This is a genomic window from Fodinibius salipaludis (assembly GCF_002287075.1).
Taxonomy (GTDB): Bacteria; Bacteroidota; Rhodothermia; order Balneolales; family Balneolaceae; genus Fodinibius; species Fodinibius salipaludis.
In genome coordinates this window covers 1-17,715 of record NZ_NSKE01000010.1, presented here as the reverse complement: position 1 = coordinate 17,715, position 17,715 = coordinate 1, and the positions used below count along the sequence as shown (strand labels likewise).

Below are 17,715 nucleotides of genomic sequence, written 5' to 3'. Positions count from 1 at the left end.
ATATCTTTTTATCTCAGAACCATCCCTTGCGTTTAAAGAAGAAAATCATGATAAGTGCAAGAATGGTCATGCCTCCCAATGAGGCGGGATATCCCCAATACCAGCTGAGTTCGGGCATATTATACGGACTTGCTCCGGGATCAAAATTCATTCCATATATACCGGCCACGAAAGTGAGTGGAATAAAAATAGTAGCAATAATGGTGAGCACTTTCATTACTTCGTTCATCTTATTACTCACGTGCGACATATACATATCCTGGAGACCCAGGATCATGTCGCGATAATTCTCGATGTTATCGATTACCTGGATCATATGATCATACACATCACGGAGATATATTTTTGTGCTGTTGTCAATAAATTGTGATTCATCTCTGATGGTGGCATTGATCGCATCACGCAACGGCCAAACTTGTTTTCGGAAGAAGATAATTTCGCGCCTAATTTTATGAATTTGATTCAACAGGTGGTCTTCGGGATCTTGCAGGAGTTCATCTTCAAGTCCCTCAATATCATCGGCTATGTGTTCGATGATATTGAAATAGTAGTCCACAACGGTATCAACCAAAGCATACATCAGGTAATCAGCATTCTGCTTTCGGATGCGTGCTCCCTTTATGGCGAGCCGATTGATAATGGGCTTAAAATGATCAACATCTGTTTCTTGAAACGACAGAACATAATTCTTGCCAAGTACGATACTGATCTGTTCAGCCTGAATTTTTTGCTCTTCCTTGGAATAGGAAAGCAGACAAAGTACAAAAAAGATGCAGTTGTCATAGACTTCTACTTTGGGACGCTGGGCCGTATGGACAATATCTTCCTGAATGAGGGTATGCAGATCAAAGAAGTTCCAGATTGATTTTAGCTTTTCGGTGTCATGCAGGCCTTGTACCTGCACCCAGGTTTTTGAAGGAGCATCCAAGTAAGGTTGGACCTTTTGGATTTTACTGATTGGAATCTCATCGATGTGCTCCTCGTCGTAATCATGAACGGTGATTTTGATCTCATCCATGTGCCGTTCACCGATATGTTCAATGGTGCCGGGGGCTGTGCCCGGTTTTTTGTGACGTCCGGTCCTACGGAATCGAACACTTGGCAGCATATTTTTAAGTGTCCCTGATGTAGCCATACTGATACTATTTTTTGGTTAACTGACATCAATAATATGGTTAAGCTAAAGACCTAAAACAAACGACCAAAGGTATATCTCCTCAATTTATAAGTGCTCTGTGTTGGCTCTCTTTTTCAGGATCCAGTGGATGATAGGGGGAGCAATAAAGATTGCAACTACAATGTTGCCGCTGTACATATAAATACCGATAGCTATCAGGGTACAAACCAGTAAAATGATAATTGAAATGAGGTTCGTTTTCTGATCAATATCCATATACGTATTAATTCTGATTTTATATCGCATTCGGCTGAGAGGCTGTAAAATAAAAATGGCCTCGGTAAAGTCCGAAGCCATTTTTAGAAAAAGAAAATTTTTAAAATTGATTTAATTTAGTTCGCCACTTTTAGCAGCTTTCTTCAGCTCGTCATTAGCATAGATAGCAATTTCTACGCGACGATTTTGCTGCCGTCCCTCAGCGGTTTCGTTCGAAGCGGTAGGGTCGGTCTCACCGTAGCCAATAATGGTCATTCGATTAGATTCTACCCCCAAAAAGGAAGTGTATTCTGCTACTGATTTTCCGCGATCTTCTGATAGCTGCTGGTTATATTTTTCCGAACCGGTATTATCGGTATGGCCCGCAAAAAGGATATTGGTGTCATCATATTTTTTAAGGATTTCCGATAGTTCGGCAATGTTTTCTTTTGCCGGTTCCTGGAGGTTATAGGAGTCAACTTTGAAAAGGATCCCCGAGTCAAACGTAATTTTAATACCTTCACCAACGCGTTCTACCTCGGCATTTTCAAGGTCTTCACGCATCTCACGGGCCTGACGATCCATATAGTTACCGATAGCTGCCCCGGCTGCACCACCAACAGCCGCTCCAATAATGGCCCCTTTTACGCTATTATCACCGGTTACTTCACCAATAACTGCTCCGGCTAACGCTCCCGCACCGGCGCCAATTGTTCCTCCTTTTGCCGTTTTGCTCCAGTTTTTACAATTAGTGGCTGTTACGGTCAATAGTCCAAGACAAAGTGTAATAATTAGGCCGTATTTAGATAACTTCATGGGAAACTTGGTCGGTTAATTTTTGAAGTGTTCTTATGCTATACCCTTTTAATGGGTTACTACAGATAATGTTTCCTAAAACTATTCGGCTTCCATACGTAATACTTCCAGAGGAGTCTTTTTATAGACACTTCGGCTGTTAAACATTCCAATTAGAATAGTAAGACCGGTAACGATCAATGTGCCCAGAATGATGACCCAGAGATTGGGTGTAAAGGTGATATCAAAATAGAGGTAGCCCAGTAGCCAGGTAGCACCTACTGAAAGTATGAGTCCCGTAAGTGCGGACAGAATCCCCAGGAAAAGATACTCTACCGACAGTATTTGGATAATTTGTTTCTTACTGGCACCGATTGTCCGTAGTAAAACACTTTCTTTGATACGCTGGAATCGGCTGGTGGCTACAGAGCTGGCAAGGACGATAAGTCCGGTAATAATGCTGAACAGCGCCATAAATTGTACGGCAAACGAAATTTTATCAATAAATTGGTTGATGGTCTCAAGGATGCGACTGACGTCAATAGCCGATACATTGGGATATTTTTGCACAACCGCTTGTTGAACGGAGGCGGAAATATCTTGGCTGGGAGCTCGCGAAACGGTGACATAAATTTGGGGGGCAGGTTCCAAAACACCGGTGGGAAAGAGCATGAAGAAGTTGGGTTGTACGCGTTGGAAATCTACTTCGCGAATGCTGCCTACAACTGCCTCTACGGGTACGCCCTGTACATCAAAGGTGAGCGCATCGCCAATCTCCAAGTTGAGATCTTCGGAAATTTCTTTGGCCGCTGATACCGGAACGCGTCCCGTATCTGGGGCTTGTCCAATCCATTCTCCTTCGAGCAGTGTCTCAGAGTCAATCAGGCTGTCGCGGTAGGTGGAGCGGTATTCTCTTCGCAGAGCCCAGTCATGCACGTTATTGGTACTGTCGTCATCGATAGCTTGGGTACTGCGTCCACGCAACGAGTCCAGCCGCATTGTAACCATCGGCACATTTTGGATAATCGGCACATCATTTTCTTCCAGGAGCTGATTAAGTCCTTCATTTTGATCGGGTTGTATATCAAAGAAGATGAGATTAGGGGCGTCATCACGAGTGGCGAAATCGAGCTCTTCCATCAGCATATCCTGGCTAAAGTAGAGCGTGCTAACCAGCAGCATTCCCAATCCCAGGGAGAGCATGAGCGTTGTCGTTTGGTTATGGGGACGATATAAATTCGCCAAGCCTTGGCGCCAGACGTAAGGCCAGTTAGAGGGGAAATTCCGGCGAATAAGTTTGATTAATAACTTTGCGACCAGCCACAGTAATCCGAAAGCAACGATCATTCCGGCGGTAAACAGCCCGCCTATAATCCAGTCGGAGGTCAGTAGGGTTGCATATCCCATAACAACAAGTGCTACGGCTACGTAGATAATAGCTTTCGTTTTGTTTGACAGCAGAGCCGTGATCGAGCCCTCCATAGTACGCAGGGCATACAGCGGTGAAGCCTTACGGAGCGCCAGAAGCGGTAACAGGGCAAAGGCAAGGGCAACACCCGTACCGGTAAAAAGTCCGAGCCCAATGGCTAACCAAGAGGTGGTCAATTCTACAGTAACGGGCAGAAAATCACTGACCAAACCGGGCAACAAGTATTGAACGCCTACACCAATTATTGTGCCCGTGAGGGCTCCGAGGAATCCTAAAACAATCGCTTGAATAAGAAAAATACTCATCGTCTGATCAGAGGAAGCCCCAAAACATCGAAGAACGGATGCCGTACTGATCTTCTGATTGATATACACGTGGATGGAACTTGCCACACCTATACCACCCAACAGCAGGGCGATAAAGCCGACGAGATTCAGGAATTTACCGAGATTACCAACCGCCTCACCGATTTCTTCGCGTCGCTCTTTTACCGTTTCGGTGTCGATATCGATGCCGAGGGCATCTTGTAGCGAGTCAACACGTGCTTCGATGGCATCCACATCCCGCTCATCAGCAAAGCTAAAGTACTGTTTGTACTCTACACGACTGCCGCGCTGTACAAGATTTGTGGCCTCCAGCATCGAAGCCGGAATAAATATGCGTGGACCAATCATTGACGCAGCGGCAGCCTCTCCGGGGACTTTGGTAATCCCACCCCCGATGGCAAACGTAACATCCCCGACTTTAATAGAATCACCGACTTCAATATCAAACTGGGTCATCAACGCCTGATCGACCAGGGCAGTGGTGTCCGATTTGAATGTTTGCGCGGCTTCTATTGGGATGGTTTCGAGTGCCCCGTAAAAGGGGAAGTTTCCTTCCAACGCACGGACGTTGGCCAGGCGTGTATTCCCATTTTGGGGAAACAAGACCATCGAGGGGAATTCTGTAATGGTGGATTGTTCTCCGCCTAATGTATCAAAATAGGCAGTGAGCGTATCGGGTGGTGGCTGCTCAGTTTCAATTTCAAGATCTGCCCCCAGCAGTTCTTTTGATTGGTTATCGATCGTATTGTTGAGGCTGTCACGAAATGAGGTGATCGCTACCTGTGCCGCAACTCCAATAATGATGGCTGAGATATAAACGAACAATCGCTTTTTGTTGGATCGGGCATCTCGCCAGGCCATTTTCCATGACCATTTAGAAAAGAATGATGACATAAATCTAATATCTGAAAACTCTTATTGAACCTGTTCTGCAGTGGGATTGTCAATCCACTCGTCTTTGTGAATTTGACCGTTTTTCAACCGTATGATACGTTGACACTGCTCGGCCAGAGATAAATCGTGTGTTACCAAAATGAGGGTTGTGCCGCGTGCTTTATTGAGATCGAAAAGTAATTCTTCGATGGTGGCTCCTGTTTCAGAGTCAAGGTTCCCGGTGGGCTCATCCGCAAAAAGTATCTTTGGCTTGTTGATGAACGCACGTGCTATGGCTACGCGCTGTTGTTCACCACCGGAAAGTTGAGAGGGATAGTGACTCATACGATCAGCAAGACCCACTTGGGTAAGCAATTCTTCGGCATCACGCTGTACCTCTGAGGTTTTTACTCCTCGGAGTTCAAGTGGAACCATTACGTTTTCTAAAGCGGTAAGGGTAGGTACCAGTTGAAAGGTTTGGAAGACGAATCCCACATGTTTATTGCGTACTGCGGCACGCTGGTCTTCATTGAGCGGTCCTAATTGTACGCCGTTGAGTGTTACTTCCCCGGTTGTGGGACGATCGAGCCCGGCACAAAGTCCCAGCAAGGTTGTCTTACCGCTGCCCGATGGTCCCACGATAGAACAGGTGGTACCTTCTTCAACCGAAAAATCGACGTGATCGAGGACGGTTAATTTTTTATCGCCACTTCTAAATTGTTGTGTGAGATTTGTAACTTCCAAAATTGGATCTAATGCCATAAAATAATATCGTAATATGAATTATAGGTAGTAACATCTACCAACGGGTGAATCATTCCGTAAAGGAAAGCGTTTCCCAACCTAAATGAAAATGTTATAACAATAATTTACGCTTACTGATTTATGAAACGGATTTTGACGGTTATTGTTTTGATTTCTCTACTTCCGATGATGGTCTACGGGCAAGAGCCTCCCAAACGCATACTTTTTTTTGGGGACAGTATTACCGCAGGATATGGGATTGGAGAAGAAAATGCTTTTCCGGCTTTTATCCAGCAGAAAATTGATTCGCTGGATTGGAATTTCAAAGCGGTGAACGGGGGATCGAGCGGTGAAACATCGGCCGGTGGTTTGTCTCGAATCGACTGGATGTTGCGTCAGCCGGTATCTGTTTTTGTACTTGAACTGGGCGGTAATGACGGACTGCGCGGGATTGATTTGGATGCAACGAAACAGAATTTGCAAAAAATTATTGATAAGGTGGAAGCCAAGTATCCCGATGCATCTATTGTTATCACCGGTATGCAGGTGCCGCCCAATTTGGGACCTGATTACACGCGAGAATTCAAAGAGATATATCCGGAATTAGCCGAAGAAAATAATGCCGAACTTATTCCTTATTTTTTGGATGAGCTGGGGGGCGATTCGGAATTAATGCAGTCCGATGGAATCCACCCAACGGAGGCCGGACATAGATTGTTAGCTGATAAAACATGGAATGTGCTAAAGCCTATTTTGGAATCTAAAAGAGCAGATAATCATGCTAATTAAAAGGATATTATTATGAGCAGGATTAAAGCGTTCTTAATTGTCAGCTTACTCTTTTCATATGGACTTGCAGAACGTACTCAGGCTCAGGAGTTGGATTATGAGCCAAAAGTACTGTTGGTGACCGCTCATCCTGATGATGACGCTATATTTGCAGCCACGGTTTTTAAGACTACACATCTACTTGATGGGATAGTGGATTTGGCAATTATGACCAACGGCGAAGGCGGGTATAAATATTCGACGCTGGGAAATTATATTTATAATCGTGAGCTTGACAGGGAAGAGGTGGGACGTGAATACCTGCCGGGCATCCGCAAACGGGAATTGATGGCTGGCGGTAAAATTGTGGGTATGCGCAACTACTTCTTTTTTGATCAGGTGGATGACGAATACTCCGAAGACATAAGTCCTCCGATGGAAAATTGGGACACTGACTGGATAAAGCAGCGACTGCAAAAAATACTGAAAGAGGAACAGTACGATTTTGTATTTACCATGACGCCAATTGTAGAAACACACGGGCATCACAAAGCTTCAGCTATTCTGGCGCTGCAGGCAATACAAAATTTACCCGAAGAGGAGCGTCCTCTTGTTTTTGCCACGACTATTACTGAATCACTTGGAGAAAAAAATGACTATTCACAGCTGGAAGGTTATCCGATTTCCAAGCTGATGGAAGGACAACAGCCGATGGAATTTGACCGAACACAAAAGTTTGGTTTTGATGATCGACTGGATTACAAAATTGTTGCCAATTGGGTGATTGCAGAGCACAAATCACAGGGAACCATGCAACTTTTTATGGGACGCGGGAACGTGGAGCAGTATTGGCCCTATGCTATTAACGACAGAGAAGGTCTGATGAAAGCGAAAGAATTCTTTGAGGCCGTTAACGAGGTGCCTGTCTATCGTAATCCGAATATTGAATTTCGGAATTAAAAAAAGAGATGCTATTGTACTGAGTAATGACACCTTTTACTTAAATGGTTACTTCTTAAATTTATATGTCACTGATACATTGGCTGAAACGCTTACCGACTGATCGAACTCCAAAAGGCTGTCAGAAGATTTTGCAGAAGTCATCTCCATCATTGGTCTGGGCGGACGACTGTTGTATGAATGGCTGATATTTTTGATGCCGGTGATAGTGACGCCCGTTTCGTTGGCAATAATTTCAGCTTTTTCGCGGGCAATTTTTAATGCTTCTTTTAGAGCCTCATTTTCTCCTTCTTCGGCCTCGCTGGATGTAAAATTACCGCTGAATTCATCAAAATTATTTTCAATAAGCGTGATCTGAATCTCCTCATAAATATCAAAGTTCTTCAGCGTTACGATAACGTTTTGGCGTGTTTGAATGCGTTTATTCTCCTCATTTCGATACGATCCGTTGTAGGTCTTATTGATAGAAATGGGTTCAAAAGTTAGATCTTCTTCCTTGATATCGTGTTTCTTCAGCTCTTGTACCAACACTTTTTCACGCTCTTTATGGAGGTTATAGGCCTCTTGAGGAGTGTCACCTTCCGCATTCAAGTTGATTTGAAAAGCAATTTTATCGGCCGGAACCAATACCTCGGCAGTGGCATTTATAGAGATGACATTCTGAGCTTGTGTTGTTGCAGTTATGCAAATACAGGATATTAAAATAATGAAGTAACGCATGGTTTTTCTATATCTAATAGGTTAATTGGTATTATCTTTTTCTCGAACTTCAATAGAGATGACAATTTCTTGTGTTTCATCTTCAGATAATCTTAATCCTAAAGGAAGCAGAAGATCTTTTGTTATCTTCATGGACTCTTCAATATCAGAAAGATCAATAGATTCAGTTGCAATAGAGTCGGGAACAGTATTACCCTTGGGAACGGCTACGGTGACTGTTTCAGGCTTGGCACTTATTGAGAGAAGTTCGAGTTGATCCGAAAGGGTATCGCTCATAGCAATGTGTACCGGTATCTGGAGTTGTTCTACTTCCTGAGCAGTAATTTCTAACGATTGAGGATTTGCATCGTACAAACGAAATTCATTGGGAATATTAATAACATTTTCAGTGATTGGAAATTTACCGGAATTTAAATTTTCTTCATTAACGTCAAATGTTATAACAAGGGTAGATGGATCTAAGGCACGGAAGGCTTGTTCTGGTCCGGCCAGGGTAACTTGGGCTTGCATTGGCAGTGAATCCTGAACCATCATACTACTATTTTGTAAATTCCGATACTCAATAGGTATTGAAAAGGAGCGGTAGACCGTCCCGGACTGGTAGGCATAAGCAAACCAAAGCATGCCGGCAATTACTAAAGAAGCAATGGCCGTCTGTATATTCCTTTGTTTCCATCCGTTGATAATAGAAGTATCCTCCGATTGATAGTGCTTTTCCCAAAAATCATCGAGAATGCGTTTTAACTCGCTGCGGGATTCCAGAGTTTTGAGTAAACCAGATTGTGCCACACTAATTGTTCCTCGTTCTTCAGATACGACCACAACAAGGGCATCGCATTGTTCTGATATACCAAGAGCGGCGGCATGACGAGTTCCGCCTTCAAAATTTTCGCCCATATTCCTTGATAACGGCAGATGGGTACCGAATCGAACGATGTTATTACCCTCAAGCAATACGGCACCATCGTGCCCGGGAGCTGTGGGATTAAAAATGCTATATAATAGCGAAGTAGAAAGTTGCCCATCAAGAGCAATACCGCCATCAATATGGCGATCCCAGTTTTCTTTGCCACGGATCACAATAAGGGCTCCCGTCTTATTATAAGCCATCTTGGAAGCGGCCTCTGCTATTATATTAGTCGCGGTTCTGGAATCGGAAGGAGGGTCATTTTTCATAAAGAAATTCCAGTTGCCGACGCTATCAACGATCCGTCTGATATCCGATTGGAAGACGACAACCATACCAATCAAAATAACAATAAAGAGGGCTTGGATGAGTAATTCAGTCAGGTACATACCTGATAGACGGGCTATAAGATAAATCACAAACAGGGTTGAGAAGCCGATTAGCGTACGCTTTGACAGGCTTCGGATTAGCCAATTTATCAATAGATAGAAAACTACTGAGATTAGAGCAACATCCAGGATATCCACAATACGCACGTTGTAGGCGAAGTCTTGCAGGCTGGATCCAAGTGTTTCTATCATATTATTAGCAAATGATTGATTGTAATTTATCTGCCGAAATATTTGCACCACAGACGACGATGACAGTCGTTTGGTTAGCAAATCTCTCCGGATATTTTAGCAAGCTGGCAATGGCCACTCCCGCTGATCCTTCCACTAATTTGCTGTGGTGCTTTATCATAGAACGAATACTGTCGGCAATTTCGTCTTCGGAAATCAAAATAAAATCATCCACAAGCTTTCGGCACAGTTCAAAAGTAATGGAATTGCGCTCAAACCCACCGGCCGAACCATCCGAAAGGGTGGGCTTGGATTCCACTTCGCGATACTCTCCGGCCTGTACGCTCACGCTCATCTCCGGTGAATTTTCCGGTTGGCATCCAATAATTTTCGTAGCCGGAGATTGAGCTTTCACGTAGCTTCCAATTCCCGAAATAAGCCCTCCGCCACCCACTGTGGCAAAAATGTTATCAGGATTGGAAATGTTATTTAATATTTCTATCCCGATGGTTCCCTGTCCCGCTACAATCTGGTGATCGTTGTAGGGTGATACGTAGATCCACTCGTTTTGCTCGGCTGTTTTGCGAGCATATGTTTCAGTTGTATAGGGATCATCCCCGTGAAATTCGATTTCCACATCAAAAGCTCTGATAGATTCTACCTTGAATGAAACGGCATTATGCGGAAGAAAAACCTTTCCTTTGATTCCCAGAAGATCACAGGCGCGGGCAAACCCGAGTCCGTGATTTCCCGTTGAGGCGGTAACCGGCAAGCCTTTAATATTTTGTTCCTTTATCCATTTGAGTTTGTTTAAACTCCCACGCGCTTTAAATGATCCGGTAATCTGTTCGCTTTCAAGTTTTAGATAAACATCCCCACTACAATAATCACTCAACCAGTTGGAGTAGAGCAGGGGTGTTTGAAAAACATCATCCCGAATACGCTTATGAGCTTGTTCAATTTCGTTTAGTAGCTCCATATCGATTACTGTAGTTTAGGTAATATTGAGGGAAGCATTTTTGAAACCCACTGCTGGTACATTTCTCCGGATGGATGAAGTTCGTCATTTGCCGTTAGTTCGGGATTATTAAGAGCATCCTCAGAAATAGGAGTGATGTTGATGAAAGTAATATCATGTTTTTGAGCAATTTTCCGGGCCGTTTCATTATATCGACTTAGCTCTCGAGTAATTTTATCGGGATTCTTTTTCTGCCCAAAAGGGGTAACGCCATAGTTGGGAATAGAAACGACAAATACGTTTTGGGATTTGCCATCGGCAAAAGACACAGCCTGTTTTAAAAGCTCTTTAAACTCTTTTTCAAACAGTTTGAAATCCAATCCCTGGTATTGATTATTAACACCAATTTGTAGTGAAACGAGATCGTAACTGGAGTGAGGCTTTTCTTTTTCAATAGCTTCTTGTAAGTCGGAAGTGGTCCAGCCTGTTTGAGCAATTATTTTGGGTTGTTCAACTCTTAAATTCCGACTGCGCAGTGAGTCAGCAAGAAGTACAGGCCAGCGCTGATCCTTATCCACACTTTCACCGATAGTATAAGAGTCACCCAGAGCTAACAATGAAATAGAGGAGGATTCGTCTTCACAGGATCCCAAGAATAATAATGCCGAGAAGAGTAGCCCAAATATAACCGACCGGATATAATTATTCATAGCCTTTGACTTATTAATTCTTAGCTCCTACGTAGGAAGACCTTCCATTTCCATAATTTTGAGCGCATTGGTAGAAGGGCAGGGGCCGGGTTTCAGCTTATATTCGAAACTCATTTTGTTGCCTTCAATGGTTTCGGCAAAATGCCAGTTGCTGAGCTCGGGGATGGATTCTTCGAGTTGTGCGAGCTCCAGATCATGGGTGGAAACAAGTCCTACACCGTTTTTGCCGGCTACATTTTTCAGAAAAGCTTCGCTACCCTGCAGTCGCTCCCGGTTGTTGGTGCCGCGATAGATTTCATCTACCATAAAAAATACTGGGGTATCTTGGTTGTCATTGAGCATATCCATTAATTCTCGCAGCCGTTTCACCTCTGCATAAAAGTGAGAGAGTCCGTTGTCAAGCGAGTCGGTTACGTTGATACTACTGTAAATCCGAAAGGGAATTGTGGAAAATGTTGAAGCATTAACGGGGGCTCCTGCAAAACACATAGACAGATTAATGCCCATAGTACGTAAAAAAGTACTTTTTCCGGCCATGTTAGAGCCGGTAATCAACAGAATATCACCTTTGGAATCGATCGTAATATCATTAGTTACTTTTTCTTTGTGATGGATGAGCGGATGCCCGAGATTAGTAGCAGAAAAAGGAGTTGAAGACTGTTTATCAGGCAAAGAAAAATGATACTGCGGATTTAACCACGCGAAATTGGCCATGGAGCAAAAAGCCTCAAGCTGATAAAAATGTGTGAGCCATTCATCCAGTTTTGGGGCCAGTTCTTTTTTATACGTGCTCAGTTTTTGTGAAAAGTAGAGATCCCACGGCACTAAAAAGTTGAGCAGTACCCAGACAATCTCACTTTGTTGAGAAGAGGCCGCTCCGGCAATGCGAATAATCCCCTTTACATACTTGGATGGTGAATAATCGCTGCTCCAATATGGTTTGCAGAATGTTTTTAGCTGTTCGTTTGATTGATAGTCGTAATTTTCCAGAAAGTGTAAAACGGGGTTAAAACGACTTAGTTGTTTCTCAATTTGGTGCGCCTCGTTGTATAGACCGGATATCTTTTCGCTGTTGAAATTGTAAATCACCAAATAGGCTACAAAACTGATAATGACGTAGGGAGCAATGGTTCCCATCAGATAGAGTACCAGCAGTACAATATTGAGAACCGAAAGCCCTCCCAGGATAGTTAGTGGAAGCGTATAGTTAACCACTTTTGAGTTTCGCAGATAGTCGAGCAGTTGATCGAGGTTCCAGTCAGTTTCGAGTTCCTGTTTGCTGTTGAGTTTTGCCAAAAGGTGTAACTGATCGCGAAATTGTGGTTTCGAGGTAAGTTCCTTAACAATTTCCTGGCGCTTTTGTACGTCTTTGGGAGTGGGATTCTGGATTAACAGATAGTCGGATAGCTCATCGGTACTTCCTTGGTATGTCGACGTATCGATAAGTTGCAGCAGTGAATGGGTGCCGATAATGTCGAGATCGTTGGCAAAGGGGTGACCCTCGTAATTTGGAGATGGCTTTCGGGCGGGAATATTTTGCCAGTCTAATTGTTGCCGAGCTAAATGTGTTTCTCGAATCGATTTCCATATTTGAAACTTTTCTTTCGACTGCTCCACTTTATTGTGGACTTTTACCAACTGGCGAAATCCAAAGAGAAAAAAGACCAAGGTGATCCAGAACAACCATTCCGGTCCCCAACTTCCGGCGGCATAAACCAGTATAAGTCCGCCTATAAAGCCAAAAAGGCGACCCATTGAAAGGCGACTGCTTAGCTTGTTAAGTGATTCAGTATTATCTGATAGACGGCGGACTTGATTCTTGAACGCGTTTGCCAATGACTGTCGGGAATAGTTCTGCATATGAAGTTTTATTGGAATAAAAATACTATGTCATAGGATAGAGAAAGCAACGAAAAGATGCAGATAGAAATTAGGGCTATAATATATTATTGGGCAAGGTATAATTTTTTCATAAATTCAAGTAAAGGATAAAGAGATCTTTTATTCTTGTTAGGTGATTTATCAAAATAATAAACCCCCAAATAGTTATGAATATCATACAAAAAATAGGCACGATAGCGTTGGCAGCGGTACTTTCAATGGCATTGATTTCGTGTGGAAACACGGAGGAGAAAACCAATAATAATGGAGCTCAGAGTAAAACGGCTTCTGCGTCTACCACAGGGCAGGCCGGTGTAGTGGATGATGAGTCTAAAGCACATATTTTACGGATTGCTAAGGAATCCCCTGATCATACCATTTTGGCCAAAGCGATAGAAGCAGCCGGTATCCAAAATGTGTTGGTTAATCCGGGACCATTAACGGTTTTTGCTCCTACTGATGAAGCTTTCAAGGCTTTACCTGAAGGTACGCTCGATGAGTTGATGAAGCCCGAGAACAAATCAAAGTTAGCCAAAATTTTAACTTCTCACGCATCACCTGCTTCGCTGGATAAAGATCGATTGGCAAGAGGTACGAGTGTGTATCTGGCTACGGGACAATATGTACAGTCGGAAGAAAAGGATGGAGAAGTGTATGTTAATGGCGCTAAAATATTAGGTTCGGTTGATGCCTCAAACGGTCGAGTCCATGTTGTTGACAAAGTATTCTTAGTGGCAAACTAAGTAAGCTTGTTATAAGATAAGGGGTAAAGTTCGGTGACAATTCGAGTTGCCGGACTTTACTTTTTTAGGTCAATAATTAGTTTTTATAAAAAATCCTCAAATAAAAAAGGCTCTTATCAGAATGCGTTTAGCAATTCCAATAAGAGCCAAAAGTATTACAAATAAAATCGCTCAGAAAATACTCAGCAGTTTATTTGGCAGCCAGTTTATGCAGGGTATCAACTAATTTATTTACCTTTGCAGTTTGACTGGAATTATTTGCGTGTCCGTCAAGGTTATTTGCCAGCGAGGTCAAGATGTCTGATTTATTTGACCCGGAAGCCTTTTCAGCCTCAGAAATTTGAGCTCTGGTGTTCGCTAACTGATCTGCTGATAGTCCGTTACCGCGTTCCAGTTGATCAACATAAGCTTTGGCAAGAGCAAAGGTTGTGGGCCAGTCGTATTTCGGTTGCCCCTGTGGGTTAAGCTGCTCAAAAGTAACGGTATTGGCAGCTGCAATCTCGTTTTCTGTGAGGTATGGGCTGGGTTCCAGTTCAAAGATATCAAGTCCGCGAGCAATTTCAGAGTTTACAATAACACCGTTGTACCAGTATACCGACCAGCTTCCCCCCATCTGCATTCGAGTAGAGTCAATAGGTCCGCGATCGTGGTATGCAATTTCAACAGGATTATTAGGATCCGTCCAGTCAAAAATGGAGATACCACCTTGATACCAGGATTGCACCATAATATCACGATCGGGTACCGGTATCAGTGAGCCGTTGTGCGCTACACAGTTTTCTTCTGGTGTCTGTGGTGCTGGCATTTTGAAGTAACTTTGAAAATCCATCTCATTGTTTTCGTCAATAGTAAAGATGGCGTTTGCGCCCCATTCCATGGGATCTTTCTCACGGCACTTTGGTTGACCGCCGCCGCCCCATTCATCCGTAAAAAGTACTTTATCGCCTTCGTTGTTGAAGGTGGCAGAGTGCCAGTAGGCAAAATTAGAATCCGCTACTGCATCAACGCGTTTGGGATTAGCGGGATCTTTAATATCTAACAGAAGACCGTATCCTTCACAGGCTCCGCCAGCCAATCCAATTTCGGGATAGAGTGTAATATCGTGACACTGATTCGGACCGCGGTTAGCCATTAAATCTTCTTCCCCATCGTCATCATTACCACCAAAGCGTTCTTCAATCATTTTGCCAATATTTTCACGCAGCATAGCACTGTCTTGTGCAGTTGGCTCTCCTTCTCCGCCGCGTTGTTCTACCACTTGTGCAAGCATCTGCTGGACGTAGCGATCAGGAATAATGCGTGGCTGGCCAAAAATTTCTGCTACAAATGCTCCTTCTTCTTCCGCTTTTTCAATCTGTTCTTTATCGGCAGGAGACATTCCGTGGGAAGGTGCTTCGGTTAGATTCTCAAAAATGCGTGGAGAATTAACAATTTTAGCATTCTCGGGACTATCCAAAGGGATCTGTATTACTTCAATTCGGAACAGAGCAGAGTTAAGATCCTCTGAGGGAGGAGCAGAAGAACAGCCGGATAGCTCTTCCTCGGGACGTACCGGAGCAGATCCGGAAACGTAAATATATACATTTTCATCATCTTGCGGATCATCTAAGACCGAGTGTGTGTGTGAGCCGCGGCAGGTCTGCACATTAGAAACGTATTCGGGATTTTCAATGTCGCTGATATCAAAAATTCGTATTCCGCGCAGTCGCTTTTCACTTACTTGCTTATCAACTCCTTCGGTACCGCAATCGAGGCGACCACCAAGTCCTTCTCCGGATACAAAGAGAAGATCCCCATAAACGGATACATCACTTTGAGAGGCCGGACATAGGAAATCAACTACAAGACTTGGATCTTCGGGATTGGATAAATCCCAAACCATAAAACCGTTATAATTTCCCTGGATAGCATAATTTCCTTTAAATGCCAGGTCGGAGTTTGTTGACCCCACAAAATCTTCCGGTGGAGGTGTCTGTGACAACATTTCGAGATTCCATATAGCTTCTTCAGCATCAAATAATCCCGCTTTTAGGCCTACACGAGGATCAGGACTGGGAGGCGTTACCTGATCCAGTGATTGTATGTTGGATGATTCGGTAGGTTGCTCTTGCTGATTACCTGTTACCGATGATGAAGAGGAACAGGCATAAGTGCCGAATAGAACTACTACGAATAATAGTCCCAGCCAGCGCTTATTTGCTCCGGCTAATCCGGTAGCAGAAAGTATACGGTTGTAATATGAGTTCATAAAGATAGTTTTAGGTTAAAGGTAAAGTGTTATCCTGATTCGGTTAGCTGATCGAGCATTTGCTGCATGCGGTCTATTTCGGTGCGTTGATCTACCTGTATATCGGATGCCAACCTGAATGCCTGATCATCCTGTGCAGCACCATCGGTATCGAACAGGTTTTCGACCATATATACGGCGCCTGAATGATGCTCAATCATGTATTTAAGAAAAAGTTTATCAAATTTTGATTCCTTTGCAGAAGCTAATTCCTCAATCTGTTGCTGTGATAAAACTCCCCTCATTTTCTTGTACATCGTATAAGGTTCACCGTTGAGTTCTATCATTAAATTAAGACCTTCAATTTCAATGTCAGGCACGGGTTGATCTCGGTCACGAAGCCACTGCTGCATGGATGCGATTTCATCCTTTTGGGCATTAATGATTCGTGCCGCCAGCCGCTGTATTGCGGGACTTGCTCCATTTTCAGGAGCTAATCGAGACATAATAAGTGCTTGTGCATGATGGGCAATCATTCCCGTCATAAATTTGACATCCGCTTTGGTGAATGAAGTCCGGGAGCTTTCTTTACGATCCCAATAGAGTTCTTCAAGCTCAGATTTATCAACGTTGTCAGCTGAAGATTCTTTTGTCGTTTTTTTAGTGTTTTGGCAAGCGACGGTTCCTGCAACAAGCAGAAACACCAAGAGTATTCTTAGATAATTCAAACTGTGGAGTTTTAATTTTTTATTAAAAGAATGTCCTGATTCTTAAATAATACAGATTAACGGTAAACTTAAAACATTATAATTCAAATCGTTAGAAATACCAATGGCATTATCTTTAAAAAATGAAAATTGATACACTCTGATTTGGTTAACTGCTGGTATTACCTACTGTATTTCTAATTCCGATTATTTTTTTGTCAGAATGGTCAAACGAAAAATTAGATTCGAAGTTTCAAAAAAATCAAAAAAAATATGAAAAAATTGATAAATCGAAAGGAAGGGGGGCAGAAGTTAGCAAAAACAACCTGTGGACTAACAACTATAAGACTTCAGGTGCTATTTATAGCTAAGGTCAAAGGGAATGGATTATCTTTTTGCTATGTCAACAATACGGATAATAGGACCTACCATTCTGATGCTTCCCATATTTTCTTCTATATTCGCAGAGACCGTAACTTCAAGACCATCTTTCTGAAACTCAGAGGGAAGATTGGTGGGTTCGTAGGTTTCTTCATCAGTTTGTACCGCCCAAAATCCACCTTCAAGTTCCATATAGGTAACTTCTCCTTCGAAGTGTAGGTCGGTATCGGGAGTAGAATTTATATTATTACACTGTGTTATCGTAACTGCAATTAATAATACGAACAGCAGCTTTGTTATTCGTCCCATCGCAAATAATTCTTGATTACCTGTGTTTTGGAATTTTTAAAAAGTATAGTCTTTTAATCAAGATTAAGAAATTTCCTGATGGAATGTGATAAGATAGCTGTGTTCAAGTAACTAATGCAACACTGCGGTATTTTAGGGTTTGTTGAATAGGATTAAGGTAATCAAATTTTCGTACCGGTCGAAAATTCAGATATTGCTCCACGGTTGTGATGCGCTCCTCGGAAACCGTTCGAAGATCCATGCCCTTGGGAAAGAACCGGCGAATGACGCCAATCCTGTTTTCGACTGTTCCTTTATCCTGGGAGGTATACGGGCGGGTAAAGTAGGTGTCCGCCTGGAGCTGTT

Annotated in this window: 16 protein-coding genes and 1 pseudogene; 3 read left to right on the top strand and 14 right to left on the bottom strand. The window is 43.1% G+C overall.

Features of this window, described 5'->3' with window-relative positions:
* Positions 1-13: 13 nt before the first annotated feature.
* The 5 genes from corA to CK503_RS13040 all read right to left on the bottom strand — a co-directional run bounded on the left by corA (position 14) and on the right by CK503_RS13040 (position 5,557).
* Complete coding sequence (corA, locus tag CK503_RS13060; protein ID WP_255233423.1) at positions 14-1,135, bottom strand: magnesium/cobalt transporter CorA; 1,122 nt, start codon at positions 1,133-1,135, stop codon at positions 14-16.
* A gap of 87 nt (positions 1,136-1,222) precedes the next feature.
* On the bottom strand, positions 1,223-1,474 hold the full coding sequence (locus tag CK503_RS16170; protein WP_095607277.1) for a hypothetical protein: 252 nt from the start codon (positions 1,472-1,474) through the stop codon (positions 1,223-1,225).
* Positions 1,475-1,504: 30 nt separating this feature from the next.
* Positions 1,505-2,188, bottom strand: a complete 684-nt coding sequence (locus CK503_RS13050) for a YiaD family glycine zipper/OmpA-like lipoprotein (RefSeq protein WP_095607276.1) — start codon at positions 2,186-2,188, stop codon at positions 1,505-1,507.
* Positions 2,189-2,269: 81 nt separating this feature from the next.
* On the bottom strand, positions 2,270-4,816 hold the full coding sequence (locus CK503_RS13045) for an ABC transporter permease (RefSeq protein WP_095607275.1): 2,547 nt from the start codon (positions 4,814-4,816) through the stop codon (positions 2,270-2,272).
* Between the two features lie 21 nt (positions 4,817-4,837).
* Positions 4,838-5,557 carry an ABC transporter ATP-binding protein gene (locus CK503_RS13040; protein ID WP_095607274.1) on the bottom strand — a complete coding sequence of 240 codons (720 nt, stop codon included), beginning with the start codon at positions 5,555-5,557 and terminating at the stop codon, positions 4,838-4,840.
* 123 nt (positions 5,558-5,680) lie between these two features.
* On the opposite strand from CK503_RS13040, the gene CK503_RS13035 reads away from it, so the two are divergent.
* Positions 5,681-6,328, top strand: coding sequence for an arylesterase (locus CK503_RS13035; protein WP_095607273.1), 648 nt, complete (start codon positions 5,681-5,683; stop codon positions 6,326-6,328).
* Positions 6,329-6,340: 12 nt separating this feature from the next.
* A complete protein-coding gene (locus CK503_RS13030) occupies positions 6,341-7,267 on the top strand; it encodes a PIG-L family deacetylase (protein WP_095607272.1) in 927 nt (308 codons plus the stop codon).
* Between the two features lie 48 nt (positions 7,268-7,315).
* Here the strand turns inward: CK503_RS13030 and CK503_RS13025 are convergent, their stop codons facing one another.
* Genes CK503_RS13025 through CK503_RS13005 form a run of 5 tightly spaced genes read right to left on the bottom strand, consistent with a single transcriptional unit; the run spans position 7,316 to position 12,982 of the window.
* A complete protein-coding gene (locus CK503_RS13025) occupies positions 7,316-7,987 on the bottom strand; it encodes an SIMPL domain-containing protein (RefSeq protein ID WP_095607271.1) in 672 nt (223 codons plus the stop codon).
* 21 nt (positions 7,988-8,008) lie between these two features.
* Complete coding sequence (gene cdaA, locus CK503_RS13020; RefSeq protein ID WP_095607270.1) at positions 8,009-9,475, bottom strand: diadenylate cyclase CdaA; 1,467 nt, start codon at positions 9,473-9,475, stop codon at positions 8,009-8,011.
* 4 nt (positions 9,476-9,479) lie between these two features.
* Positions 9,480-10,433, bottom strand: a complete 954-nt coding sequence (locus CK503_RS13015; protein WP_095607269.1) for a threonine/serine dehydratase — start codon at positions 10,431-10,433, stop codon at positions 9,480-9,482.
* Between the two features lie 5 nt (positions 10,434-10,438).
* Complete coding sequence (locus CK503_RS13010) at positions 10,439-11,122, bottom strand: SGNH/GDSL hydrolase family protein (protein ID WP_095607268.1); 684 nt, start codon at positions 11,120-11,122, stop codon at positions 10,439-10,441.
* 27 nt (positions 11,123-11,149) lie between these two features.
* A complete protein-coding gene (locus CK503_RS13005; protein ID WP_095607267.1) occupies positions 11,150-12,982 on the bottom strand; it encodes a MutS family DNA mismatch repair protein in 1,833 nt (610 codons plus the stop codon).
* Between the two features lie 188 nt (positions 12,983-13,170).
* Between CK503_RS13005 and CK503_RS13000 the strand changes: the two genes are divergently transcribed.
* A complete protein-coding gene (locus CK503_RS13000) occupies positions 13,171-13,746 on the top strand; it encodes a fasciclin domain-containing protein (RefSeq protein WP_095607266.1) in 576 nt (191 codons plus the stop codon).
* Positions 13,747-13,936: 190 nt separating this feature from the next.
* On the opposite strand, the gene CK503_RS12995 is transcribed toward CK503_RS13000, so the two are convergent.
* The 4 genes and pseudogenes from CK503_RS12995 to CK503_RS16160 form a co-directional block, all read right to left on the bottom strand.
* Positions 13,937-15,994 (bottom strand): LVIVD repeat-containing protein, encoded by a 2,058-nt coding sequence (locus tag CK503_RS12995; protein ID WP_095607265.1) that lies wholly within the window; start codon positions 15,992-15,994, stop codon positions 13,937-13,939.
* A 29-nt stretch (positions 15,995-16,023) separates the two neighbouring features.
* Positions 16,024-16,701 (bottom strand): DUF305 domain-containing protein, encoded by a 678-nt coding sequence (locus tag CK503_RS12990; protein ID WP_095607264.1) that lies wholly within the window; start codon positions 16,699-16,701, stop codon positions 16,024-16,026.
* A gap of 366 nt (positions 16,702-17,067) precedes the next feature.
* Positions 17,068-17,370, bottom strand: a complete 303-nt coding sequence (locus CK503_RS16285) for a hypothetical protein (RefSeq protein ID WP_095607263.1) — start codon at positions 17,368-17,370, stop codon at positions 17,068-17,070.
* A 103-nt stretch (positions 17,371-17,473) separates the two neighbouring features.
* Positions 17,474-17,715 (bottom strand): annotated as a pseudogene (locus CK503_RS16160) (IS30 family transposase); the annotation flags it as partial.